This window comes from Agrobacterium sp. ST15.16.055 (assembly GCF_027956555.1).
GTDB classification, from domain to species: domain Bacteria; phylum Pseudomonadota; class Alphaproteobacteria; order Rhizobiales; family Rhizobiaceae; genus Agrobacterium; species Agrobacterium salinitolerans.
Genome location: NZ_JAQKGN010000003.1, coordinates 1 through 25,609, shown reverse-complemented (window position 1 = coordinate 25,609; position 25,609 = coordinate 1). Strand labels below are relative to the sequence as shown.

Annotated in this window: 24 protein-coding genes; 9 read left to right on the top strand and 15 right to left on the bottom strand. The window is 59.1% G+C overall.

The window, feature by feature from the left end; translation table 11 throughout:
* Position 1 precedes the first annotated feature (1 nt).
* From PL599_RS06115 to sppA, 12 genes are all read right to left on the bottom strand, one after another.
* A complete protein-coding gene (locus PL599_RS06115; protein ID WP_137409692.1) occupies positions 2-406 on the bottom strand; it encodes a VOC family protein in 405 nt (134 codons plus the stop codon).
* The gene (gene murJ / locus PL599_RS06110; RefSeq protein WP_269825313.1) at positions 406-1,995 is read right to left on the bottom strand and encodes a murein biosynthesis integral membrane protein MurJ; all 1,590 of its coding nucleotides are present in this window, start codon (positions 1,993-1,995) and stop codon (positions 406-408) included. The genes PL599_RS06115 and murJ overlap by 1 nt, the downstream gene beginning before the upstream one ends.
* Positions 1,996-1,999: 4 nt before the next feature.
* Positions 2,000-4,828 carry a [protein-PII] uridylyltransferase gene (locus PL599_RS06105; protein ID WP_077984416.1) on the bottom strand — a complete coding sequence of 943 codons (2,829 nt, stop codon included), beginning with the start codon at positions 4,826-4,828 and terminating at the stop codon, positions 2,000-2,002.
* A 96-nt stretch (positions 4,829-4,924) separates the two neighbouring features.
* Complete coding sequence (gene mutS, locus PL599_RS06100; protein WP_142914223.1) at positions 4,925-7,576, bottom strand: DNA mismatch repair protein MutS; 2,652 nt, start codon at positions 7,574-7,576, stop codon at positions 4,925-4,927.
* 189 nt (positions 7,577-7,765) lie between these two features.
* Positions 7,766-8,647: a GNAT family N-acetyltransferase gene (locus PL599_RS06095; protein ID WP_269825318.1), complete on the bottom strand. Its 882-nt coding sequence runs from the start codon at positions 8,645-8,647 to the stop codon at positions 7,766-7,768.
* Positions 8,648-8,741: 94 nt separating this feature from the next.
* Positions 8,742-10,988, bottom strand: a complete 2,247-nt coding sequence (locus PL599_RS06090; RefSeq protein WP_269825314.1) for a hybrid sensor histidine kinase/response regulator — start codon at positions 10,986-10,988, stop codon at positions 8,742-8,744.
* A 55-nt stretch (positions 10,989-11,043) separates the two neighbouring features.
* Positions 11,044-11,532, bottom strand: coding sequence for a signal peptidase II (gene lspA / locus PL599_RS06085; protein WP_077984413.1), 489 nt, complete (start codon positions 11,530-11,532; stop codon positions 11,044-11,046).
* Positions 11,532-12,392: a TrmH family RNA methyltransferase gene (locus PL599_RS06080; protein ID WP_077984412.1), complete on the bottom strand. Its 861-nt coding sequence runs from the start codon at positions 12,390-12,392 to the stop codon at positions 11,532-11,534. The genes lspA and PL599_RS06080 overlap by 1 nt, the downstream gene beginning before the upstream one ends.
* The gene (locus PL599_RS06075) at positions 12,389-13,522 is read right to left on the bottom strand and encodes a class I SAM-dependent methyltransferase (protein ID WP_269825315.1); all 1,134 of its coding nucleotides are present in this window, start codon (positions 13,520-13,522) and stop codon (positions 12,389-12,391) included. Before PL599_RS06075 ends, PL599_RS06080 begins: the two co-directional genes overlap by 4 nt.
* A gap of 93 nt (positions 13,523-13,615) precedes the next feature.
* Complete coding sequence (locus PL599_RS06070; protein WP_162520623.1) at positions 13,616-13,957, bottom strand: LapA family protein; 342 nt, start codon at positions 13,955-13,957, stop codon at positions 13,616-13,618.
* A 66-nt stretch (positions 13,958-14,023) separates the two neighbouring features.
* A complete protein-coding gene (locus PL599_RS06065; RefSeq protein ID WP_219256707.1) occupies positions 14,024-14,350 on the bottom strand; it encodes an integration host factor subunit beta in 327 nt (108 codons plus the stop codon).
* A gap of 2 nt (positions 14,351-14,352) precedes the next feature.
* On the bottom strand, positions 14,353-15,306 hold the full coding sequence (gene sppA, locus PL599_RS06060; RefSeq protein ID WP_137410944.1) for a signal peptide peptidase SppA: 954 nt from the start codon (positions 15,304-15,306) through the stop codon (positions 14,353-14,355).
* Between the two features lie 234 nt (positions 15,307-15,540).
* Here sppA and lptC point away from each other — a divergent pair, with 234 nt between their 5' ends.
* From lptC to ptsN, 6 genes are all read left to right on the top strand, one after another.
* Positions 15,541-16,206 carry an LPS export ABC transporter periplasmic protein LptC gene (gene lptC, locus PL599_RS06055; protein WP_269825316.1) on the top strand — a complete coding sequence of 222 codons (666 nt, stop codon included), beginning with the start codon at positions 15,541-15,543 and terminating at the stop codon, positions 16,204-16,206.
* A 13-nt stretch (positions 16,207-16,219) separates the two neighbouring features.
* Positions 16,220-16,783 carry an LptA/OstA family protein gene (locus PL599_RS06050; RefSeq protein WP_077984408.1) on the top strand — a complete coding sequence of 188 codons (564 nt, stop codon included), beginning with the start codon at positions 16,220-16,222 and terminating at the stop codon, positions 16,781-16,783.
* A 33-nt stretch (positions 16,784-16,816) separates the two neighbouring features.
* Entirely contained in the window at positions 16,817-17,602 is a 786-nt protein-coding gene (lptB, locus tag PL599_RS06045) for an LPS export ABC transporter ATP-binding protein (RefSeq protein WP_373692769.1), read from the top strand.
* Between the two features lie 265 nt (positions 17,603-17,867).
* Positions 17,868-19,418 (top strand): RNA polymerase factor sigma-54, encoded by a 1,551-nt coding sequence (rpoN, locus tag PL599_RS06040; RefSeq protein WP_142914204.1) that lies wholly within the window; start codon positions 17,868-17,870, stop codon positions 19,416-19,418.
* A gap of 235 nt (positions 19,419-19,653) precedes the next feature.
* Positions 19,654-20,226, top strand: a complete 573-nt coding sequence (hpf, locus tag PL599_RS06035; protein WP_077984405.1) for a ribosome hibernation-promoting factor, HPF/YfiA family — start codon at positions 19,654-19,656, stop codon at positions 20,224-20,226.
* An 83-nt stretch (positions 20,227-20,309) separates the two neighbouring features.
* On the top strand, positions 20,310-20,771 hold the full coding sequence (gene ptsN, locus PL599_RS06030) for a PTS IIA-like nitrogen regulatory protein PtsN (protein WP_003503792.1): 462 nt from the start codon (positions 20,310-20,312) through the stop codon (positions 20,769-20,771).
* A gap of 80 nt (positions 20,772-20,851) precedes the next feature.
* Here the strand turns inward: ptsN and grpE are convergent, their stop codons facing one another.
* Entirely contained in the window at positions 20,852-21,487 is a 636-nt protein-coding gene (grpE, locus tag PL599_RS06025; protein ID WP_077984404.1) for a nucleotide exchange factor GrpE, read from the bottom strand.
* A 114-nt stretch (positions 21,488-21,601) separates the two neighbouring features.
* Complete coding sequence (gene hrcA / locus PL599_RS06020) at positions 21,602-22,693, bottom strand: heat-inducible transcriptional repressor HrcA (protein ID WP_142914203.1); 1,092 nt, start codon at positions 22,691-22,693, stop codon at positions 21,602-21,604.
* A gap of 135 nt (positions 22,694-22,828) precedes the next feature.
* Between hrcA and rph the strand changes: the two genes are divergently transcribed.
* From rph to hemW, 3 genes are read left to right on the top strand one after another with little or no spacing between them, the layout of a single operon-like run.
* The gene (rph, locus tag PL599_RS06015) at positions 22,829-23,545 is read left to right on the top strand and encodes a ribonuclease PH (RefSeq protein WP_269825317.1); all 717 of its coding nucleotides are present in this window, start codon (positions 22,829-22,831) and stop codon (positions 23,543-23,545) included.
* A gap of 17 nt (positions 23,546-23,562) precedes the next feature.
* Positions 23,563-24,207, top strand: coding sequence for an RdgB/HAM1 family non-canonical purine NTP pyrophosphatase (gene rdgB / locus PL599_RS06010; RefSeq protein WP_191217359.1), 645 nt, complete (start codon positions 23,563-23,565; stop codon positions 24,205-24,207).
* A 5-nt stretch (positions 24,208-24,212) separates the two neighbouring features.
* On the top strand, positions 24,213-25,412 hold the full coding sequence (gene hemW, locus PL599_RS06005) for a radical SAM family heme chaperone HemW (protein ID WP_269825319.1): 1,200 nt from the start codon (positions 24,213-24,215) through the stop codon (positions 25,410-25,412).
* Here hemW and PL599_RS06000 read toward each other — a convergent pair.
* On the bottom strand, positions 25,365-25,609 hold a 245-nt coding region (locus tag PL599_RS06000; RefSeq protein WP_271358941.1), incomplete at its 5' end, for a hypothetical protein. The genes hemW and PL599_RS06000 overlap by 48 nt on opposite strands.

Here is a 25,609-nt window from a genome sequence, read left to right as displayed (position 1 = left end):
GTCAGCCGCGCGGTTCCAGAAGATCCCAGCGATTTCCATAAGGATCGGCAAAGACCGCAACGGAGCCGTAAATCTCATGGCGCGGCTCTTCCAGAAAGCGCACACCGCGCGCAATCATGGTTTCATAGTCACGTGCAAAATCGTCGGTATGCAGGAAAAATCCGACGCGCCCGCCGGTCTGGTTGCCGATAGCAAGCGTCTGCGGCTCACCATCCGCCTCGGCAAGCAGGAGGCCGCCGCCCTCGGTTCCTTGTGGCTTCACCACCAGCCATCTTTTGCCGTCGCCAAGCGGCTGATCGGAAAGGCACTCAAATCCAAGAACGTCGCAATAAAACGCCTTCGCCCGATCGTAATCGTCCACGACAAGCGTGACGAGCGCGATGCGGCGGTTCTCGGCAAAGCACATCAGCCCGCCTCCGTCTCGATGTTCTTCTTGCCGCGCTTGCGGATGGCTCGTTTGACCATGCCGATATCGGCGCCGCCGGAAACGAAAGCGAGCACGAAATAAACCAGCATGGCCGCGAAGACGAGAGCCATGATGGTGCCTGCCCGCACGAAAATGGACGAAGCGGAAGACAATTCGAAAGTCAAATAGGTCAGCGCATAGTGCACGAAACCGGCCATCAAGGCCGCAGCCAGCAGCAGGCGTGGAATACGGGTGAGCAGTGGAATATCCACCTGCCAGTGACCGCGCCACAAAAGCATGCCTAACAGCAGGATGGCGTTCACCCAGCCGGCGGTGATTTCGGCAATGGCGATGCCCGGGCCTCCAAGCCGCGGAAACAGTGTCAGCGCCAGGGAAACGTTCACGACGACGGAAATCGCCGCGAAGATCATCGGTGTGCGCGTATCCTCGCGGGCGAAGAAGCCCGGAATGAAGGCCTTGATCAGTACGAAAGCCGGCAGGCCCAGACCGTAAATGCCAAGGATTTGCGCGACGGTGATGGTGGCCGAAGGCGAGAAGTTGCCGCGTTCATACAGAAAACGAACGATGGGCTCGGCCATGACAAGAAGCGCTGCCGCTGCGGGCAATGTCAGGAACAGTACGAATTCGACCGAACGGTTCTGCAGGCTTCCCGCCTCCACCATGTGCCCGCCGCGCAACGCCCGCGCCAGTTCCGGCAGAAGCACGGTGGCCACCGCGATGCCGACGACACCGAGCGGCAGCTGGTAAATCCGGTCGGCATAGGCAAGCGAGGAGATCACGCCCTCGCCGGCAGAGGCGATATTGGTGTTGATGAGAAGGTTGATCTGAGTAATGCCGCCGGTGATTGCCGCCGGCAGGGCAAGGACCAGCAGGCGCTGCACGTTCTTCGTCAGCCGCGGCCTGCGGAAACCGATGCGCATGCCGGCATTGCGCACGGCGATCCAGACGATGGCGAGTTGCACCAGACCCGCCGCCATCACGCCCCACGAGAGCGCATAACCCACCTGCAAAGGATCGTAATTCTTCCACCATGCCAGGGCGAGCACGCCGATGAGAATGATGTTCAGGAAAACAGGCGCGATCGCCGCCGCAAAGTAACGATGCAGCGAGTTCAGCATGCCGCCCATCATCGCCGCCAAAGACATGCAGGCGAGATAAGGAAACATGATGGTGGCGAGATGAACGGTGTTTTCGAATTTCACCGGGTCTTCCAGAAAGCCCGGCGCAATAACGGTGCGCACGATGAACGGCATCGACAATTCCATCAGAATTGTCAGGGCCAGAAGCACGGTGAACAGAACGCCGAAGACCTCTTCGGAAAAACGTCTTGCGCCCTCCATGCCGTTCGCCTCGATCTCCTTGGCGAAAAGCGGCACGAAAGCCGAGTTGAACGCACCTTCGGCAAAAAGCCGCCGAAAGGTGTTGGGAAACCGGAACGCGGCGTTGAAGGCGTCGGCCACAGGCCCCGTGCCGACGGCGGCGGCCATCAGGGTTTCGCGCAGGAAGCCGAAAATGCGGCTGCCGAGCGTGGCGGTGCCAACGGTGGCGAACTTGCCGATCAGGCTCATGATATCAAGCCTTCGCCGTGCGCGCGGCCGGCAGAGCCGCCACGTCTGGATGGGCGATGATGCCGTTCGGCATGCGGTCGCGCAATTCGTCTTCCTGCTCGCTCATCACAGCCTTCAAGCGCTGCGCAATGCTGGCCTGCCGATTATCATTCGTCACCTTCTGGCCGAAGAGGTCAGTCACATAAAAGGTGTCGATGACCTTTTCGCCGAAGGTAGTGATGCGGGCAGAGTGAATATCGAGCGACAGATCGGCGATAACGGCCGTCATATCCGCCAGAAGCCCCGGTCGGTCGAGGCACTCGACCTCGATGACAGTGAATTTATTCGAAAGCCCGTTGGAAATGATGACCGACGGCGGAATGGTGAAAGCGCTCTTCTTCTTGCGGCTTTTGGTGCGCGTGGCGATCATTTCCGGGAGGCGCTGCTTGCCGGACAGGACCTCCTCGATGAGCTTGCCGATATTATTGCCGCGTCGTGTCTCGTCCTCATCGATCGGAAATTCGCGATTGATGAGGATCGTATCCAGCGCCCGCCCGTCGGACGTCGTGAAGATTTGCGCGTCGGCGATGTTTGCGCCCGCCGCCGCGCAGGCGCCGGTGATGATGGATAGCAGGCGCGGATGGTCCGGCGCCAGCACGGTAATCTCCGTAATGGCATGGAAGGAGTGGGTGCGCACCATGGTCGACAGCGCTTTTTCCTGCTTGTCGGCCTCGCGGATGAAGCGAGTGTGGCGCACCTGGTCTTCCAGCGCCACTGTCAGCAGATAGGGCTCATAGTGCAGCTTGGTGTATTTGCGCCGCGCCTTCTGCCCCCAATCCTCAAGAGCGTCGTATAGCGCCTGCCGGGCGATCTGCGCGCGCTCCTTGCGGGAAACTTCCGAGAAACCGCCTGACAGCAGCAGTTCGGTTTCGTAATAGAGCGAACGCAGCAGCTGCCCCTTCCAGCCGTTCCAGACGCCCGGGCCGACGGCGCGAATATCGCAGACCGTCAGAATGAGCAACATCTTCAGCCGCTCCATGGATTGCACCTTGTCGGCGAAATCGGTGATGGTCTTGCGGTCGTGCAGGTCGCGCGTCTGGGCGACCATGGACATCAAAAGATGCTGCTCGATCAGCCAGACAACCGTTTCGGTCTGTTTGCCGGTGAGGCGGAAACGCTGGCAGAGCTTGCGGGCGACGCGGGCACCGGCAATCGAATGATCCTCCTGCCGACCCTTCGCCACATCGTGCAGCAGCACGGCCACATAAAGCGCCTCGCGTTCCTCGACGCTTGGCATCAACTGGTTGGCGAGCGGATGGGCGTCAATGGCCGTTCCCTTGTCCACTTCCGACAGAACGCCGACAGAGCGGATCAGATGCTCATCCACCGTGTAATGATGATACATGTTGAACTGCATCATCGCGACGATCTTGCCGAATTCGGGGATGAACTTGCCGAGAACGCCGGCCTCGTTCATGCGGCGCAGGGTCAGCGCCGGATCGCGCCGGGACGTCAGGATCGACAGGAAAAGCCGGTTTGCCTCTTCGTTTTCCCTCAACTCGTCATTGATGAGCGACAGTGAGCGCGTGACGACACGAAGCGCGTCGGGATGCAGTTCGAGATTGTTGATATCGGCAATGTGGAACAGCCGGATCAGATTGACCCGGTCGTTCTTGAAGACATCCGGTTTGGCCAGCGCGATGCGGCCGCGATCCTCAACAAACTCCACCGAGCCGGGAATCTTGCGCACACGGTGGGCAAAACGGCTGAGGACGCCGGAAAGACCGGGCACGTCCTTCGCCTGCCGGTCTTCGAGTGCGGCGCAGACGATACGAGTCAGGTCTCCGACGTCCTTCGCCACGAGGAAATAGTGCTTCATGAAGCGTTCGACAGCGGAAAGGCCGGGGCGCGACTGATAACCCAGCGCATCGGCAATCTCGCGTTGAATGTCGAAGGACAATCGCTCCTCGGCCTTGTTGGTGATGAAATGCATCTGGCAGCGAACCGCCCAGAGAAAATCATCGGCCTTTTCGAACAGCTTCAGTTCTGATCTCGACAGGACGCCGAGCTTCACCAGATCCGCCGTATCGCGAACGTGGTAATAATATTTGGCGATCCAGAACAGCGTGTGCAGGTCACGCAGGCCGCCCTTGCCTTCCTTGACGTTCGGCTCCACCAGATAACGCGTATCGCCCGCCTTGCGGTGGCGCTGGTCGCGCTCAGCGAGCTTGGCGGCAATGAATTCCGGGCCGGTTCCGGTGACGACTTCCGACTCGAAGCGTTTTTCCAGATCGTCGGTCAGGGATTTTTTGCCGCAGATCGCCCGCACTTCCAGAATGGCGGTGCGGATCGTCATATCTGATTTGGAGAGGCGGATGCATTCATCCACCGTGCGGGTGGCGTGTCCGACCTTGAAACCGAGATCCCACAGCAGATAGAGCACGAACTCCACGGCTTTGTGCATATCCGGCGTATTCTTGGCCGGCAGCAGGAACAGAAGGTCGATGTCCGATCCCGGCGCCAGCGTGCCGCGACCGTAACCGCCGACCGCAGCGACGGCAATGTGCGGCGCATCTTTCGGATAGACATATTGGCACGCGAGATCATAGAGGATTTCGATCAGCCGATCCTGAAGCCAGGAGAGGCGTCTGGCGCAATCGATGCCGCTGCCATCGGCTTTCAGCAGATTTCTGGCCTTTTCCCGACCTTCCGTACTGGCCCTGCGAAAGATCGGCAGCAGATCGGAGCGAATATCGGCAATACGTTTGCCATCTTCCCTGAAGATGATGTCGCATTCGCGCTTCAGCGCCGATACATCGAGAATGTCGGAAAAATCCAGGTCCTTGATGGCCATCTATGCCGGTATCCATGTCCTGTGGGAAATCCCACCACTTGCGATGGGAGTGTCCTATAGCGAGTTTTAAAGCCGATGGACAGGCACTCTATCCCTTCAAGCCTTGCCAAGTTCTTTCTTCAACGCATAGAGCGCGTCCAATGCCTCACGCGGTGTCATTTCGTCCGGGTTGAAGCCCTTCAGAGCTTCCTCCACTTTCGACGGGCCTGCCTTGCGGGTTTCCTCGCGGCGAACCGCAATCTGGAACAACGGCAGGTCGTCGATCAGCTGGCTCGCCGGGTTCTTGCGGTCGGCATCCTCGAGCTTCGTCAGTACCTCACGGGCACGGTCCACGACCGATGCCGGCAGGCCTGCGAGACGCGCGACCTGAATACCGTAGGAACGGTCCGCGGCACCCGGCCCGACCTCATGCAGGAAGATGACGTCGCCTTCCCACTCCTTCACCCGCATCGTGGCATTGGAAAGGCGGCCAAGTTTTTCCGACAGCACCGTCAATTCGTGGAAATGGGTGGCAAAGAGACCACGGCAGCGATTGACCTCGTGCAGATGCTCCACCGCAGCCCAGGCGATGGAAAGACCGTCAAAGGTCGCCGTGCCGCGGCCGATCTCGTCCAGAATGACCAGCGAACGATCCGTCGCCTGATTGAGAATGGCGGCGGTTTCCACCATTTCCACCATGAAGGTCGAGCGGCCGCGCGCCAGATCGTCCGATGCGCCGACACGCGAGAAAAGGCGATCCACGACGCCGATATGAGCAGCTTCCGCCGGCACGAAAGACCCGATCTGCGCGAGAATGGCGATCAGGGCATTCTGGCGCAGGAAGGTCGATTTACCGCCCATGTTCGGACCGGTGAGCAGCCAGATGGCACCGTTTTTGCCGTTATTGACGGCCGACAGATCGCAATTATTGGCAATAAACGGTCCGGCGGATTGGCGCCGCAAGGCCTGCTCCACCACGGGATGGCGCCCGCCCTTGATGGAAAAGGTCATGGAGGCATCGACGATCGGGCGGCAATAGGCCTGTTCGGTGGCGAGATAGGCAAGGCTCGAGGCGACATCGATCACCGCAAGCGCCAGCGCACCGGCCTTGATCGCTTCCGCCTGTTGCACAACAGCCTTGACCATGCGCTCGAAGGCTTCCAGTTCCATGGTCAAAGCCTGCGCAGCGGCGTTGGCAATGCGGCTTTCGAGATCCGCAAGCTCGGTGGTGGTGAAACGCATGGCGCCGGCCATGGTCTGGCGGTGGATAAAGCGCGCCTTGGCCTCATCCGTCGTCGTCATCACATCGGCATTGCCCGCCGTGACCTCAATGAAATAACCCAGCACATTGTTATGCTTGATTTTGAGCGACTTGATGCCGGTCTCATCGGCGTATCTCAGCTGCAGCCCGGCAATCACACGACGTGACTGGTCTCGCAGCGCCCGGACCTCATCGAGTTCGGAATTAGCGCCTTCGCGCAGAAATCCGCCATCACGCTTCAGAAGCGGAAGTTCATCGGCCAGCATCGAGCCGAGCATGGCTTCCAGACCACCCGGCAGGGCTTTCAAATCCGCGAGCGCCGCGGCAAGCTCATCCGGCAACAATCCCTGATCGAGAATGGCCGCGATCTTTTCTGCCGAAGCAAGGCCTTGCCTGATGGCGCCGAGGTCGCGCGGGCCGCCACGCTCCAGCGCAAGACGGGAAAGCGCACGCGGCATGTCCGCCACCTGTTTCAGCGCATCGCGCAGGCCATCGCAAAGGGAGACGTCATCGATGAGATAGGCGACCGCATCGAGACGGGCATTGATCCTTTCCGGATCGGTCAAGGGAGACATCAGCCGTTCGGCCAGAAGCCGAGCACCGCCGCCCGTCACGGTGCGGTTGAGGGCATGCAGGAGCGATCCGTCCCTTTCGCCTGACAGCGTCTTCACAAGTTCCAGATTGGCGCGGGTGGCGGGATCGATGAAAAGCGTGGAGGCCGCGCTTTCGCGTTCCGGCGCGCCGAGTGGCGGGCGTTCGGCAATCTGGGTTTTTTCGACATAAGCGACGGCAGCGGCGGCGGCCGCCAGTTCCACGCGCGAAAAAGTGCCGAAACCATCAAGCGTCGAGACATTAAAATAGCGCGCAATGCGCCCTTCCGCCGTGGCGCTGTCAAAGAGGATCGCCGGCTGCGGCACCGCGACCCGGCCCAGCACATCGAAAACCGGCCGCAGCTCTTCATCATGGAACAGGCTATCGGCGACGATCAGCTCGCGCGGATCGATGCGCCAGATATCGGCCAGAAGCCGGGTCAGCGTGGTTTCCGCCAGACGGAAGACGCCGGTGGAAATGTCGATCCAGGCGAGCGCGAACTGCGCCTCCGCACTACCCCGAATACGGGCCAGCGCCATCAGATAGTTGGATTCCGTCGGCGATAACAGTTTTTCTTCGGTCAGCGTGCCGGGCGTGACAAGTCGCACCACATCACGCTTGACCACCGATTTCGAGCCGCGCTTCTTCGCTTCCGCCGGGTCTTCCACCTGTTCGCACACGGCGACACGATAACCGCGCAGGATGAGTTTCTGGAGATAGTCATCCGCCGCATGGACGGGGACGCCGCACATCGGGATATCATGACCCATATGCTGGCCGCGTTTCGTCAGCGTGATGCCGAGAGCGCGGGAAGCCTCCACCGCATCGTCGAAGAACAATTCGTAAAAATCGCCCATGCGGTAGAACAGCAGCGAACCGGGATTGTTCGCCTTGATCTCGATATATTGCTCCATCATCGGAGTGGCCGTCGCGCGGCTCTCTTCCGAGATCAGGGAAGCGGTTGTCAGAACGTCCGTCAATGGCCTGCCGATGTCATATCGTGTTGCGGAAAAGAGCGCCGACACTAGCGGCTTTGCCCGCACCAACACAACACACACGGCACCGCTGCCCACAGGAACATCCTGAAGGTCTCGATCAAAACCCGGTCAGCCGTTGATGCGTTCGGCCTCGCCGCCATAATAGCTGATGTAACGGCCGGCGATGGACGAAACCGGCAGGACCACGAGCACATCCGTGGTGTTGAAGGCATGATCCACGACCGCGCCGGAGCCGAACATGGCGCCGAGACGCATATAGCCCTTGATCAGCGGCGGCATGGCGTTCAGCGCCTTGCGGGCGTTCAGCGCCTCTGCCGGCACGAGGTCCATCTCACGATAAAGCTCGGGAAGGGCGAAAGCTTCCCACTCGCCTTTGGCCAGACAATTATGGTGCAGGAAAGACAAAGCAAGCGCGTGGGCTTCCGGCTGCACGCCGGGAAAGGAGGCGCAACCGATCATGGCATCCATGCGGTATTTGACGGCATAGGCCCAGTTGCCCTGCCACAGAAGTTCCACGGTGCGCTTGGTGCGATATTCCGGCAGCACGCAGGAACGGCCAAGCTCCATGAAGCGCTTGCCGGGATGGCGCGCGACGAGACCGGCAATATCGAATTCGCTGGCGGAATAAAAACCGTTATTGGCAAGCGCGATTTCCTGCCGCAGCAGGCGATAGGTGCCGACGATCTGGTCCTCACTATCGCCTTCAATCGCCTTGTCGAGCACGAGAAGATGGTCGCAGACGCTGTCCCACGCATCGATGTCGCGCTCGCGGCGCATCGCTTCCGCGGGAAGCCGCGCCTTCATTTCCTCGACGAAAACCCGATAACGCACGGATTGCGCGGCATCGATTTCGCGTTCATTTCTGGCGAGCCGCGTTTCAAGCGTGCCTATGCGGCCGAAAAGACCCTCATTGTCCTGAGTTGTCTCGGGACGGGGGCTAATGACAACATTGTTTTCACAAATGTCGTGATTGAGGATTTCGGCAACCATGGGGAATCGCTCCGCCACCAAACAATTTTCCTGTCATAAATCACTAATTGACGACAGAATAGTGACAAAACGCCGCCAGTGCGAGTCTGTCAAGTTATGACAGCGACAGCCGTTTCACCCCCACCAGGCGGCGAATTTCCTCAATCAGCCGTCGCGGATCGGCAGGCTTGGCCAAAACCGCGCCGACACCAGCCTTCAGCAGGATTTCGGCGGTTGCGTCACTCGCATCTGCGCTGAGCACGATGACGGGAATATTTCTTTCGCCCTTCAGCGTATGGAGAAGCTCGGGAAGAACATTGAGCCCCTCGCCGCCCGGCATGTTGAGATCTGAGACGATGAGATCAGGGAGGCGGGATGCCCCCGGCTCCACAGATTGCCGCAACGCTTCAAAGTCCTCGACAGCGCGGACGATGTAGCCGCCTTTTTCCAGAACGACGCGAATGATGCGCTGATTGACGGCATCATCTTCGGCAACGAGTATCTCGATACCGCTCCCCCCTTCCGTCACCCGCGAAGAAAAACCCACATCCGGGTGGTTGTCGTTTATGGCGTCGCGCCGCTCAATGCCGCGCAGACGGCCGCACAGGACGTCGATCAGGGATTTTTCCCGCAACGGCCGAATCAACCAGGCATCGAAGGCCACATGCATGGTCGACGGCCGCTCTTCGGGGCTGACCAACAGCGTGCGGCGGACATTCTGCTGCGGCCAATCTTTCAGGGCATCCCTGAACAGCGGCGAACTGCGCTGGTCGACGATGATATCGGTAAGCTCGACCGGCCGCGTGGCAGACCCCTTCCTCAGTTCTTCCAGATCCTCAGGCTGATGAATGAGCGTGCATCGACCGCCGAAAGCCTCGATCGCCTCCATCGTCACCGCCGCCGCCACGCCTTTTGGTGCGATGAGCAGGACATTTGTATGCCTCAGGCAATGACGCCGTCCTGGATCCGCCATTTCGGCAGGGGCGCCCGCCGGGCGAAACGCCAGTTTGAAAGTACTGCCCTTGCTCTTGCGGCTCGAGACCGTGAGACGGCCGCCGAATTCCCGCACGATACGGGCGGAAATCGCAAGTCCGAGGCCCGTACCGGCGCTTCGTTGCGACAAAGGGCCTGCCTGTTCGAATTCCCCGAAAATACGGGTCTGTTCCGCCCGGCTCATGCCCGGGCCGGTATCTTCGACGGTGATGTGCAACTCGTCGTCGGACATGCGCGCCCGGATGACGACGCCGCCTTCCTGCGTGAATTTGACGGCATTGCCGAGGAGATTGAAGAGGACCTGACGTAGCCTCGCCGGATCAAAATCGAGATGATCAGGCACATTCGGCGCGACGAAAGAGGTGATCTCTATGCCTTTTTCATGGGCGCGATGGGCCAGCATCTCGACGATGCTCTCGATCAGCCGGCGCAGGTTTTCCGCGCGCGGATTGAGCCTGAAGCGGCCGGCCTCCATGGTCGAATAATCCAGAAGATCCTCGACAAGCTGCACCAGCGACTGGCCGGATTGGCGCATGCCATCGAGATAATTTCGCTGCTCTTCGTTGAGCCTCGTCTTCGACAGAAGATGGTTCATGCCCAGCATACCGGAAAGCGGCAGGCGGATTTCATGGCTTACCGTTGCAAGCAGCCGCGCTTTTTCAGCATCGGCCTGTTCGGCGCGCAGCCTGGCGTCTTCCCTTTCGGCCAGCGCAAGCCGCTCCTCGGTCACATCCCGGGCAATGCTGCTGATGAGAAGACGGCTGCTTGCCAGATCGCGGGTCACGACATCATGCCAGGAAAAGATGCGCTGGCCGAACGGGGTCGCTATCTCCACATCATAAGCATGGACCTTGTCGCCCGGACGGAAAGCGATGCCGATTTCCTCGCAGCTGAGCCCTTCGGGCGCGGCGCAGCCGGTGATTTCCCGAAAGACCCCGTTCGCCTCGACAATGCGCCGGTTCATGTCGCGGACCACGACGATATCACCCATGAATTCCTGCATTTCGGCAATCAGCGAGCGGTTTTGCGCTTGTCTCAGCCGGAGATCGGAACCTTCATCCAGCGCAGCGGGATGCCGGGAAGTTTCGCCGAAGAGCGCGTAGAGCAGGACGCCGACGAGCACGGCGCCAAACAAGGTCGCCAGCGCGACGGTAACCGCGTAAGGCATGGCAAGCGCAATCAAGGCGGCGGAAAAAGCCCCGAGCGATAACGACACGGCGACATAGAATGCGATCGATCTGGCATCGGGCGCATGTTCTTCATCCGCATGGCGCGTTATTGCCTCGACACGATCCGCCGGCTGCGCCGCCGTCGCGGTCAGGCCCAGATCATCTGAAACTTTTTGACGAAGTCTTGTCAGTTCGCTCATAGGCAACCGCTACCACGGCAGCGGTTTTGATATGTTTGGCTGAAACCCTAAAATTTTACTTTTTAGCCGTCCGGGCGTGCAAAAACTCGTCGAGAATGACGCAGGCTGCGCCGATGGTTATGAAACTGTCAGCCAGATTGAAGACTGCGAAAGACCATGTCTGCGTGTGGAACAGGATATAGTCGATGACATGGCCGTAAAAAAAACGGTCGAGCAGATTGCCGGCAGCACCTGCGATGATGAAGGCGAAACCGAGATGGGCAAAGGTACGGTCCTCCGCCGTCTTTCGCCACAACCACAAGACGAAGACCACGATGACGAGCCGCATGCTGACGATGAACCAGCCGTGCATGTCCTCCAGCATCGAAAAGGCCACGCCGAGATTGTAGGTGCGATAAAGCGCCAGGAACGGGACAACGGGAACCATCTCCTGCAGCGGCAGATAGGCTTCGACCAGCTGCTTGACGATCTGGTCCAGCACCAGCGCGGCGGCGATCAACGCGAAAGCCGGGCCGATTTTCGAGAACAATGCCGCTTTGGCCATTACGTCACCGGTGCGAGTTGGAGGAGATGTCGCCGCGCCTCAAACAGCATGACGGCGGTTGCGATGGCGAGATTGAGGCTGTCGGCGCGGCCCTGCTGGGGAATGCGCGCCAACTGGTCGGCCTTGCCGGCGAGTTCCGGCGGCAGGCCGGATTGTTCGTTGCCCATCAAGAGCACGACCGGCTTTCCGGCGTAGTCGATCTTTCGATAGTCCACCGAACCGGCCAGATGGGTGGCTACGACGCTGACCTGCGCCGATTTTTTCCAGGACAGGAATTCCTCGGCCGAAGCGCGGGCGACGGGCGTGGCGAAGACCGACCCCATGGTGGCGCGCACCGTTTCCAGCGAAAACGGATCGGTGCAGTCGCCGACAAGAATGACGCCCGAAGCACCCGCCGCATCGGCAGTGCGGATGATGGTGCCCAGATTACCGGGATCGCGAACCCGGTCGAGCGCGATGTAGGTCTCGCCCTTTTCCGGGCGGATCTCCTTCAGCGGTTTCCATTTCTGTTCAAAAATACCGACGACCATCTGCGGATTGTCGCGGCGGGTGATCGAGGCGATGACCTTTTCACTGACTTCGAGAACCAGTCCGCCCGACGCGACCGTTTTGACCGCCGCCTGCTCCACCAGCGGCTTGCCCTTGGCGGCCTTTGCGTAAACCAGCGTCTTGATCGTCCAGCCCAGTTCGAGCGCGTCAATGACCAGCTTCAGGCCTTCTGCCATGAAGGTGCCGGTCTCTTCCCTGCCCTTTTTCTGTGTGAGCGCCTTGATGTCCTTGATGATGGGATTGGCAAGGCTGGTCACTTCCTTGACCTGGCCAACGCGGCGCGTGGTATTTTCGCGCATATCTTTCATCATTTCGGCTCCCAGCGGCTGAACAGCGATGTGGACAGCACACGGCCCGGCGTCTTGCCATCAAGCCCGGCCTCGCGAATAACGAGTTCGCCGGACGCGACGACACCGCCGGCACCGCGCATGGTTTCACGCATCAGCTCATGCATCGAATAGAAGCTGGCCCTGATCGAATAGGCCGTCAGCACAAGGCCGAGCGCCTTGGGCGACAGGATTTCGCGGCAGATATCCAGCATCAGCGGCAGATGGTCGAATAATTGCCAGACTTCGCCATGGGTGCCGCGGCCGAATTTCGGCGGGTCGGTGAGGATGATGTCGTAGCTGCTGCCCCGGCGTTCCTCACGCTGGATGAACTTCATCGCGTCTTCACAAATCCAGCGGATCGGCGCCTGCTCGAGCCCGGCAAGCGCCTGATTTTCCTTGGCCCAGCCAATCGCCTTCTTGGAAGCATCGACATGGGTGACTTCAGCGCCTGCGGCCGCCGCGACCAGCGACGCGACGCCGGTATAACCGAAGAGGTTCAGCACTTTCAGCGGGCGATCGGCCTTTTCGACGGCATGTTTCAGCCATTCCCAATGCACGATCTGTTCCGGAAAGACGCCGACATGACGAAAGGCCGTGAAGCGGCCGAGAAATTCGATGCCAAGCAGGGAAAGGGGCCAGGTTTCGCCGAGCGCCGCCTTCGGGAAGCGCCAGCGGCCCATGCCATCCTCATCCGTATCGCCGGTAAAGACAGCATCGGCATTCTGCCATACGCGGTCCGGGATCGAAGGCTTCCAGAGAGCCTGCGCCTCGGGGCGAACGATGCGGTAATCGCCATATTGTTCGAGCTTCAGGCCGTTACCGCTGTCGATCAGGTGAAAATCACCCGCGCCGCTCGATTCCAGAATGACAGGAACCTGTTCCGCTGGCAGTTCACCGGTGCGATGCTTGAGGGGCCGCGCGGGCACCTGTTCAACGGCCGCCACCGGAATGGCCTTTTCCCTTGGCGCAGGTTTCGGCACGCTGCGGACTGCGTCCGGCTCGCGCTTCTTCGGCGCCGTATCCGTGCGCCGCGCCGGCTTTGCGGCATGGACCTGTTTTTTTTCGCTCCCGGCACGCGCACGATTGCCCGGCCGGCTGTCTTTTTTCTTCAATGGAAATCTTTCCGCTTCTGCCCGCGTCTTATTGCGCCAGCAAATAGCATTCCGCACGCCGCTCGACTAGAGCCGCAGCGACTGTCGGCACCATCACTTTGCCGGGAGTTGTCCCGCATGCGGCAGTTGCCCTGTGGTGGCCGCCTTCTGGCGGTTCGCCTCATCGTGCCAGCGAACGGCCTCTTTTGCTTCGATACGGGCACGTTTGCGATGTTTGCCCTGCGCAAACCATGTGGCCGCCGAGCCCATGAGAACGCCAAAAATGACCGCCAGAAACAGGAAAACAAAAAACGGCGCGGTGAAGGACAGAACGCCGTCTTCCGGCCGGAACGGATTGAGCGCCAGGGTTACCGACTGACGATTGGCCACGCACAGGATGACGAGGATGATCGCCAGTGGAAGCAGGATGATGAGGTTGATGATTTTTTTCGACATCCGACAATACTCCATCGCTGCGGGCGTTTCGCAGGCTCCTTTTCAGTCGCCCGGCGTCAAGAACGATCAATCGTCCTCTTCGTCGCCCATACCCGGGTTCAGGCGCTCGCGCAGTTCCTTGCCCGTTTTAAAGAAAGGCACCCATTTTTCCTCGACGAAAACCGACTCACCCGTACGCGGGTTCCGGCCCGAGCGGGACGGACGGTTCTTCACCGAAAATGCGCCGAAACCACGAAGCTCGACGCGATTTCCTGCCGCCAGGGCATCGGTGATTTCATCCAGCACCGCGTTGACGATGTTTTCCACGTCACGGTGATAAAGGTGCGGGTTACGCGCAGCAACGATCTGCACCAGTTCAGACTTGATCACGGTTGCCCCCTGAAAGAATTGGATTTTTAACGCGGCTCAACCTGCCAAACGGAAACAAGACCGTCAAGAAACAACTTGTCCGCACCGAGCTGGCTGGGGCCTGCGAAGGGAATTAAATCGTCATATCCCAGAAGTTTCGCTATTTGCGCAACACTAAAAAGCGCAAAAGGCGAACGGGATGACGGCGCGCGCCATTCGACGATCGGTAAATCCTTGGCAACACCGCGTGTTTCGAAATAGCTGCGAATTTCCTTTTCGCCGCCGAGCGTATCGACGAGCTTGTTGGCAAGCGCCTGCCGGCCGGTGTAAATTGATCCGTCCGCCAGTTTCAGCACGTCCTCGCGCGGCAATTTGCGACGGTCGGCAACGAGATCGACAAACCAGCCGTAGCTGTCCATCACCATGGCGCGGATCATGGTCTTTGCCTCTTCGGGCGCCTCATGGAAAGGCGAAGGCTCGGCCTTCATCGGTGACGACTTGATTTCCTGCAGCGAGACGCCGAGCTTGTCCATCAGCTGGCCGATCTGGGGGTATTGGAAAATCACCCCGATCGAGCCGGTGATCGAGGTTTCACCGGCAATGATGACATCGCCTGCCGATGCGATCATATAACCGGCGGAAGCGGCAAGCGTGCGGACATCGGACACAACCGGCTTCTTTTCGGCCACACCTCTGATAGCCTTGAAGATGCGCTCCCCGCCATAGGTGGTGCCGCCTGGCGAGGAAATCGACACGATCAGCCCTTTGACATTCTCGCTCCTTGCGATCTTGTCGAGCCGCTCAAGCAGTTCGGTATTGTCGGTGATCAGGCCGGAAACCTCGACACGGGCAATATGAGGCTTCGCACTTTGCTGCGGTCCATCCCATAAAAACCGGTAAAGACCGAAAGCGCCGGCGACAAGCAGCAGAACGGCGGCAATCCGCCAGAAACTCAGCTTGCGGCGCAACCGCCTGCGATCCGCTATCGCCATGTTGTCCATAAAAACCCCTGTCATCCGCTTTTGCGCTTCAGGCCATATGGTTCTTCTAACGCGAAGCCGCAAGGAAACAATAAGGAAACCAGAATTAAGATAAAATTCGCATTTCCCTTGCACCTATCCAGACAAAAACCATATTGGCAGGACAAAGCACACATGCCAAAGACATTTAGATAGAGACACAAGCTTCGATGATGCGCCATTATGGCGCCCTAGAGGCATTCCGGACCCGCTCTTATGCTCGAAAGACTCCGCGAACCCGCGCCAGCATTTTCGCCGCGCAATGACCAGAACGGCGCCTATGACACCGCGCTGCGGCATTCCACGCGCGTGAAGCGGCTGAAGATCATTCTGCCGCTCGGCGCGGCAATCATTTCGCTCGCCTTCATCGCGGTTTCGGTTATCCGAACCTGGGCCCCCGACGAAGTCTCTCTTGAGAGCGCACGAATTGAAGACGGCAAGATCGTGATGGAAAAGCCTGCTGTCGCCGGCCGCAACGAGAAGGGGATCGATTATTCCATGAACGCCGACCGTGCGTTGCAGGACATCGCCAACCCCAATCTCATGACGCTTGAAAAGGTTCTGGCGGCAGTGCCGGTAAACGACAGTGTTGCGCAGGTGATCGCCCAGGAAGGCATTTTCGACCGGGCGACCAACACGCTGAAGATGACTGCGCCTTTTGACATCAATCTCAGCAATGGCATACAAGCGAAGTTCCAGTCTGCGGATGTCGATCTGAAGGCCGGAAAAATGAGCAGCAAAGAGCCGGTTTCGATCAAAACAAACGACGGCTCGATTGTTGCGCAATCGATTGACATCGCCGATAATGGCAAAACAATTACATTTTCGGGGCAGGTACGGGCACGTATCGCTGCATCCAATATCAAGAATGAAGGCAAGTGAGAGCCCGGTCCAGATGATGCAAATTTCCCGTCCCGTTTCCCTCGGCAAATCCGCCGGCCTTGCAGCCGCAGGTCTTGTTCTTTCGTGTCTTGCAACTGTGGCCTTCGCCCAGAACACCACCAGCAACATGCAGGGCGTCAAACTCTCCGGCGACCAGCCTATCGCGATTGAAAGCGATCAGCTCGAGATTCGCGATCAGGAGCGCAAGGCCTATTTCACCGGCAATGTGAAAGTGGTGCAGGGAACGACCACCCTTCAGGCTGGCAAGATGACGGTGAATTACAAGGGCGAGGGTTCTTCGCTCACCAGCGGCGACGCCAATATCGAAAAAATCTTCGTCGACAATAATGTCTACCTGACGTCCGAGACCCAGAAAGCCACGGCCGACCACGGTGAATTCGACATGGCGGCGCAGACCTTCATTCTGACGGGCAAGCAGGTCGTGCTGTCTGAAGGTACGAATGTCTTCACCGGCTGCAAGCTGACCGTGCTGATGAATACGGGGCAGGCCAAGCTGGAAAGCTGCGGCGGCCCTGTTCGGATCATGCTTGATCCGAAATCCCAGAAAAAACAGTAGTCTTTCCTCGTGAAGATACCCTCGATCTCAAAGATATTCGGCGGCGGGCGCGATCGATCCGCGGACGCAGCCTCGCCGGTGGACAAGACCCCCTATCAGGGCACGCTGATCGCGCATGGTCTGACGAAGACCTATAATACGCGCCGCGTCGTCAACGGGGTTTCGCTGGTCGTGCGCCGTGGCGAAGCCGTGGGTCTGCTCGGCCCGAACGGCGCCGGAAAAACCACCTGTTTTTATATGATAACGGGCCTGGTGCCCGTCGATACCGGCAAGATCGCCATCAACGGCAATGACGTCACCACCATGCCGATGTACAGGCGCGCCCGTCTCGGCGTCGGTTACCTGCCGCAGGAAGCTTCGATCTTCCGGGGATTGACGGTCGAGGAAAACATCCGCGCCGTACTGGAAGTGCATGAGCCGGACGCGGCCAAGCGCAACCGCAAGCTCGATGAGCTGCTGGAAGAGTTTCATATCGCGCAACTGCGGAAATCGCCGGCCGTGGCGCTTTCGGGCGGCGAGCGGCGGCGTCTGGAGATTGCCCGCGCGCTCGCGACCGATCCGACCTTCATGCTGCTGGATGAACCCTTCGCGGGCGTCGATCCGATTTCGGTCAGCGATATCCAGAATCTGGTGCGGCACCTGACAGCGCGTGGCATCGGCGTTCTCGTGACTGACCACAATGTCCGTGAAACGCTCGGCCTCATCGACCGCGCATACATCATCCATGCCGGCGAAGTGCTGACGCATGGGCGTCCGGACGATATCGTCAACAATCCGGATGTGCGCCGCCTCTATCTCGGCAATAATTTCAGCCTTTGAGACCTGGAGCCGGACGGCGAAGCCTGTGTGCGGTTTTGCTTGAAATCCGGCTCTAATTATATGATCTATATCATGATTTAGGATTTCAGGTCGTTTCGGCTTTAAATCATCATGATCGGCACGCGAAAGATTCTTCATCGCGCCCGGCCCTGACGCTTGACCAAACAAAATAAAAAAGCAATTTTTGGGCCAAGTCCTGTCGTCTCAGTAAAATTTCTGGAAAATCAGACGATGGAGAAGCTGTAAGGGGAGTTTCGCGTCCGCCATGGCATTGTCTGCCAGCCTTTTGCTGCGTCAAAACCAGTCTCTCGTGATGACACCGCAACTGATGCAGTCCATCCAGCTGCTTCAGATGACGCATTTCGAGCTGACGCAGTTCATCGCGCAGGAGGTAGAGCGCAATCCGCTGCTGGAAATTGCGGCAAACGATGGCGATTTAAGCAGCGATACACCTGTAGACGCGGAAAGTTTTGGCGACGCCGATAGCGAAAGTTCGGAGAGATCCGCCACGGTGACGTCAGACAGTGACGACTGGTACGGCGACCGCGCCGCAAATCTCGGCGAGCAACTTGACACCAGCTTTGAAAACGTCTTTCCCGACGATGCCGAGCCCAGAAAGGCCGATGCGCCCGAACTGGCCGGCCAATGGAAATCCATGCCCGGCCAGGAGTCGGGAGAAAGTTACGATCTCGACGATTTCGTTGCGGCCAGACAGAGCCTCGGCGACCATCTCAATCAGCAACTGCCGCTCGCCATATCCGCCGCCGAGGACCGGATGATCGCCGATGCGCTGATCGGCCAGCTTGACGAGACCGGCTATATTGCGGCGGATGCCGTCGACGACGTCGCCGAACGGCTGGGGGCGGCTCCATCGGCGGTCGAACACGTTCTGAAGACGCTTCAGGGCTTCGACCCACCGGGTGTATTTTCCCGTTCCTTAAGCGAATGTCTGTCGATCCAGCTTGCCCAGAAGGATCGGCTCGACCCGGCCATGCGGGCTTTCGTCGACAATCTGGAACTTCTGGCGAAACGCGACTTCGCCTCCTTGAAAAAAATCTGCGGCGTCGATGAGGAAGATCTCCTCGACATGCTGGCGGAAATCCGCACGCTCAATCCCCGCCCCGGCGCCGGTTACGATTCGATGGTTTCGGAGACCATCGTTCCCGATATTATCGTTCGCCCCTCTTCCACCGGCGGCTGGCTGGTGGAAATCAATCCAGAGACCCTGCCGCGCGTGCTCATCAACCAGAGTTACTTCGCCGAGGTGTCGAAACATAAGGCGCGCGCGGGCGAGGATCAGGATTTTCTGGCCGAATGCATGCAAACGGCCCATTGGCTGACCCGCAGCCTCGACCAGCGCGCCCGGACGATCATGAAGGTGGCGACGGAAATCGTTCGCCAGCAGGATGCCTTCCTCGTCAATGGTGTCGACCAGCTGCGCCCGCTGAACCTCAAGACGGTGGCCGACGCCATCAAGATGCATGAATCCACCGTCAGCCGGGTGACAACCAAAAAATACATGCTGACGCCGCGCGGGCTGTTCGAACTGAAATATTTCTTCAGCGTCTCGATCAGCGCCGTGGAAGGCGGAGACAGCCATTCGGCGGAAGCGGTGCGTCACCGCATCAAGGCCATGATCGCGCAGGAAGCCGCCGAGGCGGTTCTTTCAGACGATGATATCGTCGACAACCTGAAAAAGAGCGGCGTCGATATCGCCCGGCGCACCGTCGCCAAATATCGGGAGGCGATGAACATCCCCTCCTCCGTGCAGAGGCGTCGGGAAAAGAAGGCGTTGGCCAAGCTGGCTGTATTCTGAGCGGTAGCCACGAAGAACGTTTATGGCGGTTTTTTGCCGCACCATTGACTCTTGCCACGGCAGCGGCTAGAAGCCCGCCGCACACGTCAGCAAGGTCATTTGTAACGGATTCATCTCCACCGTCCATGGGCGTAAAATTCGAATGAGGGCTTTTTAAGGTCTTCGAAACGCTTGGATGCGCGCGCGGCTTGACGTAAGCTGGTACTCGCAAATCACTACAAAAAGGAAAATTTCCATGAGTGTGCGTGTATCTGGTAAACATATGGAGATCGGTGAATCTTTCCGGCAGCGGATCGAGGACAATATAGGTCTGGCGGTTACCAAATACTTCGATGGGGGGTATTCAGGCCAGGTAACCGTGGAGAAATCCGGATCGCGTTTTGCCGCCGATTGCAAGCTGCATCTCGATACCGGCGTTGTATTGCACGCGGCGGGTCAGGCAAATGATCCGCAGGCGAGCTTCGATGCCGCCGCAGAGCGGATCGAGAAGCGCCTGCGCCGCTACAAGCGCAAGCTTAAGGACCACCATAATGGCGCCAATGGCATGTCGCAGGAAATCGCCTATACGGTGATGGATGCTGTTCCCGATGAGGACCACGAGGTTCCTGACGATTACGCACCCACCATCGTTGCGGAGAGTTCCAAACAGATTAAGACGATGTCCGTCGCCAGCGCCGTGATGGCGCTCGACATGACGGACGAACCGGTTCTGCTGTTCCGCAGCCCGGGCAAGGAATATCTCAACATCGTTTACCGGCGTCATGACGGCAATATTGGCTGGATCGACGCGGAAACGATCAAGAGCTGAACAGTCTGACAAGACGTGGGAGGCAGGGCGCGAAAGTGCAGTCTGCCTCCTGCATCGTCTCGATGGCATGAAGGAAAAAGAGAATGGCGTTGGCAGATTTGCTGCAACAAGATGCGATTATTCCCGCCCTCAAGGTGAATTCCAAAAAGCAGTTGCTTCAGGAGCTGGCCGCAAAGGCAGCCAGAATTACCGGAGTCTCGGAACGGGAAGTTTTCGACGTCATCCTCCAGCGTGAGAAACTCGGCTCCACCGGTGTGGGCCACGGTATCGCCATTCCGCATGGCAAGCTCAACAGCATCCATCAGATCACCGGCGTCTTCGCACGTCTTGAAACACCGGTCGATTTCGAAGCGCTGGACGACCAACCGGTCGACCTGGTTTTCCTGCTGCTCGCGCCCGAGGGCGCCGGCGCGGATCATCTGAAGGCCTTGTCCAGAATCGCACGCGCCCTGCGCGACCCTGAACTGGTCGCCAAACTGCGCGCTACCGATTCCGACACGGCAATCTACGCTTTCCTCAATCAGGAGCAAGCAACAGCGGCCTGATCGCGGGTTCCGCCTTAGTTTTAACGGCAATAAAAAACGCGCCCTGAAGGCGCGTTTTTTATGACGTAAGGACAGAAGCCTTACGCGTCCTTTTCATTGAGAGACGAAGTGCCCGGCTCAGAGGATGCTGCAACGTCCGCCTTCGGGCCGCCCTTGGCAACGCCGACCATCGCCGGACGCAGGACGCGATCGCCTATGGTGAAACCAGCCTGAACCACCTGCAACACGGTGTTGTTTGGAACCTTAGTGTTGGGAATCTCAAACATGGCCTGATGGAAATTCGGATCGAATTTCTGGCCCTCGGCATCGATCTTCTTCACGCCGTGGCGTTCCAGCGTCGACAGCATCGAGCGTTCGGTCATCTCGACACCTTCGATCAGACCGTTGAGACCGGCTTCGCCGTTGGTCTTTAGTTCATCGGGAATGGCTTCGAGCGCGCGGCGAAGATTATCGGAAACGGCGAGCATGTCGCGTGCGAAACCGGCCAGGGAATAGGCCTTGGCATCCTTGACATCGCGCTCGGTGCGACGGCGAAGATTGTCCATCTCGGCTGCAAGGCGAAGGAATTTATCGCGCAGATCGGCGTTCTCAGCCTTGAGCAGCTCGACCGGATCGGGTTCTGCCGTTTCGGCCTGTTCTTCACCTACCAGGGCAGGATCGACAAACTCTTCCGCGACGTCCGCGTCAGGTCCGGGCTTTTTTGTATCGTCGGTCATGACGTTCTCCAGATTTGAATATTGTTGGTTGCGCCCGATATCGAGCTTTGACGGGCAAAAATCAAGGCTTGCGGCGAAAAGCTTGCCGCATTCTCTGACCTTTGCGGGCCTGTCCTATCTTTGCTTGCGGGAAAGGCGCGCCATGATCTGCGCGGTATAATCCACCATCGGCACGATACGGGCGTAATTCAGCCGGGTCGGGCCGATAACGCCGACCGCGCCCACGACACGATTGTCCTCGTCACGATAGGGCGCGACGATCAGCGACGAACCGGACAGCGAAAACAACTTGTTTTCCGAGCCGATGAAAATCCTGACGCCTGAGCCGCTTTCCGCAAGGTTGAGGATTTCGATGAGATTTTCCTTACGCTCCAGATCGTCGAACAGCAGGCGCACCCGATCGATATCCTCTTCACCGGCGAGGCCTTCGAGCAGGTTGGAGCGACCGCGAACGATGAGACGGCCGAGCTTGCCCTCTTCATTGTCTCCCGCCCACACCGCAAGACCACGTTCCACGAGGTCCTGCGCCAATATGCCGAGTTCCGATTGCAGTTCCGCCTGCTGCGCCTGAAACTGACCGCGCAATTCATGCAGCGTCTGACCGGAGAGATGAGCATTGATGAAATTCGCAGCCTCGGTCAATTGCGACGAGGAAATACCGGCCGGCAATTCGATGATGCGGTTTTCGACCTGATTGTGGTCACCCACCAGCACGGCGAGCGCCTTGGTGGGCTCCAGCCTTATGAATTCCACATGTTTGAGGATGACATCGTTCTTGGCGGTCAGCACCAGTCCGGCGCCACGCGACATGCCGGAAAGCATGCGGCTTGCTTCCGTCAGCAACCCTTCCAGCGACTGTTCGTGACCGGCGACCGGCCCGATCTGGCGGTCGATACTAGCCCTCTCCTCGGCGGGCAGATCGCCCACCTGCATGAAGGCATCAACAAAGAAGCGCAATCCCGTCTGCGTGGGCAAACGCCCGGCGCTGATATGCGGCGAATAAATGAGGCCGAGCTCCTCGAGATCGCTCATGACATTGCGCACGGAGGCAGGCGAAAGCGACATCGGCAGAAGTCGCGACAGGCTGCGCGATCCGAGCGGTTCGCCCGTATCGAGGTAACCTTCGACGATGCGCCGGAAAATTTCCCGAGACCGTTCATCCAGCAGCGATGCCTGATCTTGTGATAGCGGTGCGGAAAAACCCATTTCGTCCGTTCTTTGTCGTTCAAACCAGCTTGCATCAATATAATGCGTTGCAACGCCGCGGCAAAATGGAAATTGGCTTTGCAAAAGCCCGGACCTCGCCTTAGAAGGCAGGGACCAACATGGAGAGTGGATCATATGCGGCCTTCAGGCAGAAAAATCGACCAGATGCGCAAGGTTTCCTTCGAACGCAATTTCTCGAAACATGCCGAAGGCTCCTGTCTCGTGAAATTCGGCGACACGCATGTGCTCGTCACCGCAAGCCTTGAAGAAAAGACGCCACCGTGGCTCCGCAACAGCGGCAAGGGCTGGGTCACCGCCGAATATGGCATGCTGCCGCGCTCCACCCATGAACGCATGAAGCGCGAGGCCGCTTCCGGCAAGCAGGGCGGACGCACACAGGAAATCCAACGCCTCATCGGCCGCTCGCTGCGCGCCGTCGTCGACCTGCAGGCGCTCGGCGAGCGCCAGATCAGCATCGACTGCGACGTCATCCAGGCCGATGGCGGCACCCGCACCGCCTCCATTACCGGCGCATGGATTGCCCTGCATGACTGCCTGAAATGGATGGAAACCCGCAACATGATCAAGGTCGAGAAAGTTCTGAAGGACCATATCGCCGCGATCTCCTGCGGCATCTTCGCCAACCAGCCGGTGATCGATCTCGACTATCTCGAAGATTCCTCGGCCGAAACCGATGCCAATTTCGTCATCACCGGCTCGGGCGGTATCGTCGAGGTTCAGGGAACGGCTGAAGGCGCGCCCTTCTCCGAGGAAGAATTCCTGACGCTACTCGGTCTCGCCAAGGCCGGTTGCAGCGAACTGGTCGCCCTTCAGAAACAGGCGATCGCCTGAGCCGACGGGAAAGAACCATGCGCAAGCTCGATACCAGAACGATCGTTGTCGCCAGCCATAACAAGGGCAAGATCGCCGAAATCGCCGATCTGATCGGCCCTTTCGGTTTCTCCGCCAAATCTGCGGCGGAGCTGAACTTCTCAGAACCGGACGAGACGGGCACCACATTTGAGGAAAATGCCGCCATCAAGGCGCTTGCCTCCGCGAAGGCATCAGGCCTGCCTGCCTTGTCCGACGATTCCGGTCTTGTTATCGACGCGCTTGACGGTGCGCCGGGTGTCTATACCGCCAATTGGGCGGAGACGGCCGATGGGACGCGCGATTTCGCCATGGCGATGCAGAAGGTCGAGGATGCGCTGGCCGAGCGAGGAGCTTCGAAGCCGGAGGATCGCACCGGCCGCTTCGTCAGCGTGCTGTGTCTCGCCTGGCCGGACGGGCATGTCGAATATTTCCGTGGCGAGGTGGAAGGCACTGTTGTGTGGCCGCCGCGCGGAACGAGCGGTTTCGGTTATGATCCCATCTTTAAACCCGAGGGATATGAGACCACATTCGGCGAAATGAGCGCGGATGAGAAACACGGCTGGAAACATGGCGACGCCTTTGCATTGTCGCACCGCGCCCGCGCCTTCAAGAAATTCGTAGAAACCTGCCTGGAGGCATGAACCCGATGGTCGGGGAGCACCAACTTTCTGCCCCCGGCGCATCGCTTCTGCCGGATACGGGCGATCCCGGCTTCGGGATTTATCTGCATTGGCCCTTCTGCGCGGCCAAGTGCCCCTATTGCGACTTTAACAGCCATGTCCGCCACCGGCCGGTGGATCAGGAACGGTTTACGGCGGCTTTCCTGCGTGAAATGGAACATATGCGGACGCTGAGCGGCCCGCGCGTCGTCACCAGCATTTTCATGGGCGGTGGTACGCCCTCGCTGATGGACCCGCAGACTGTTGGCGCGCTGCTGGATGGCGTGGCGCGGTTCTGGCATGTGCCTGATGGTATCGAGATCACCATGGAAGCCAATCCTTCCAGCGTCGAGGCGGAGCGTTTTCGCGGTTACCGCGCGGCGGGCGTCAATCGCGTCTCGCTCGGCGTGCAGGCGCTGAACGACCGCGACCTGAAGTTCCTTGGCCGCCTGCATGATGTTGCCGATGCCTTGAAAGCCATCCGGCTGGCGCGGGAGATTTTTCCGCGCATGTCCTTCGATCTCATCTATGCCCGCCCGAACCAGACGGTGACCGAATGGGACGCCGAACTGAAGGAGGCTGTCTCCTATGCTGTCGACCATCTGTCGCTCTACCAGCTGACGATCGAGGAAGGCACGCCCTTTTATGGCCTCCACAAGGCCGGCAAGCTCATCGTGCCCGATGGCGAGCATTCGGCCGTGCTTTATGAAGCGACGCAGGAAATCACCGAGCGTTACGGCATGCCCGCCTATGAGGTTTCCAATCATGCCCGGCCCGGCGCCGAAAGCCGCCATAACCTGACCTACTGGCGCTATGGCGATTACGCCGGCATCGGCCCCGGTGCGCATGGACGCCTGACGCGTGGCGCTTCCAAGCTCGCCACCGCCACCGAGCGGCATCCCGAGACCTGGCTCGAAACAGTAGAGCGGGAAGGCCATGGCATGGTCGATCAGGAATTGCTCGGTGTCGATGAACAGGCAGATGAATTGCTGCTGATGGGGCTTCGCCTGCGCGAGGGCATCGACCTCGCCCGCTGGAGCGATCTTTCCGGCCGCGACCTTGACCCGGAAAAAGAAGAGTTTCTTCTCCAGCACGGTTTCGTGGAGAGGATCGGCAATTCCCGCCTGCGCTGCACACCATCAGGCATGCTCATTCTCGATGCCGTGGTGGCCGATCTCGCCTGCTGACTCTCGCAATGCCCTACATAAACCATAGACAGGACGACAATAAAAAAGAAGCGGCCCGAAGGCCGCTTCTTCAGACCGCTGACAAACCCGTCGATATTTTCGGCGGGTTTTTTCTTTTTCGGGATGATGACGTTTTGTTGTCGTCTTTTGCGGGTGAACGGGAGATAAGATGAGCCTCGTTTCCTCATCCCCAGGCG

Coding starts and splice junctions, on each gene's coding strand:
- PL599_RS06115 (WP_137409692.1), bottom strand. CDS start 406: ATGTGCTTTGCCGAGAACCGCCGCATCGCGCTCGTCACGCTTGTCGTG.
- murJ (WP_269825313.1), bottom strand. CDS start 1,995: ATGAGCCTGATCGGCAAGTTCGCCACCGTTGGCACCGCCACGCTCGGC.
- PL599_RS06105 (WP_077984416.1), bottom strand. CDS start 4,828: ATGGCCATCAAGGACCTGGATTTTTCCGACATTCTCGATGTATCGGCG.
- mutS (WP_142914223.1), bottom strand. CDS start 7,576: ATGATGGAGCAATATATCGAGATCAAGGCGAACAATCCCGGTTCGCTG.
- PL599_RS06095 (WP_269825318.1), bottom strand. CDS start 8,647: ATGGTTGCCGAAATCCTCAATCACGACATTTGTGAAAACAATGTTGTC.
- PL599_RS06090 (WP_269825314.1), bottom strand. CDS start 10,988: ATGAGCGAACTGACAAGACTTCGTCAAAAAGTTTCAGATGATCTGGGC.
- lspA (WP_077984413.1), bottom strand. CDS start 11,532: ATGGCCAAAGCGGCATTGTTCTCGAAAATCGGCCCGGCTTTCGCGTTG.
- PL599_RS06080 (WP_077984412.1), bottom strand. CDS start 12,392: ATGATGAAAGATATGCGCGAAAATACCACGCGCCGCGTTGGCCAGGTC.
- PL599_RS06070 (WP_162520623.1), bottom strand. CDS start 13,957: ATGTCGAAAAAAATCATCAACCTCATCATCCTGCTTCCACTGGCGATC.
- sppA (WP_137410944.1), bottom strand. CDS start 15,306: ATGGACAACATGGCGATAGCGGATCGCAGGCGGTTGCGCCGCAAGCTG.
- lptC (WP_269825316.1), top strand. CDS start 15,541: ATGCTCGAAAGACTCCGCGAACCCGCGCCAGCATTTTCGCCGCGCAAT.
- PL599_RS06050 (WP_077984408.1), top strand. CDS start 16,220: ATGATGCAAATTTCCCGTCCCGTTTCCCTCGGCAAATCCGCCGGCCTT.
- rpoN (WP_142914204.1), top strand. CDS start 17,868: ATGGCATTGTCTGCCAGCCTTTTGCTGCGTCAAAACCAGTCTCTCGTG.
- hpf (WP_077984405.1), top strand. CDS start 19,654: ATGAGTGTGCGTGTATCTGGTAAACATATGGAGATCGGTGAATCTTTC.
- ptsN (WP_003503792.1), top strand. CDS start 20,310: ATGGCGTTGGCAGATTTGCTGCAACAAGATGCGATTATTCCCGCCCTC.
- grpE (WP_077984404.1), bottom strand. CDS start 21,487: ATGACCGACGATACAAAAAAGCCCGGACCTGACGCGGACGTCGCGGAA.
- hrcA (WP_142914203.1), bottom strand. CDS start 22,693: ATGGGTTTTTCCGCACCGCTATCACAAGATCAGGCATCGCTGCTGGAT.
- rph (WP_269825317.1), top strand. CDS start 22,829: ATGCGGCCTTCAGGCAGAAAAATCGACCAGATGCGCAAGGTTTCCTTC.
- rdgB (WP_191217359.1), top strand. CDS start 23,563: ATGCGCAAGCTCGATACCAGAACGATCGTTGTCGCCAGCCATAACAAG.
- hemW (WP_269825319.1), top strand. CDS start 24,213: ATGGTCGGGGAGCACCAACTTTCTGCCCCCGGCGCATCGCTTCTGCCG.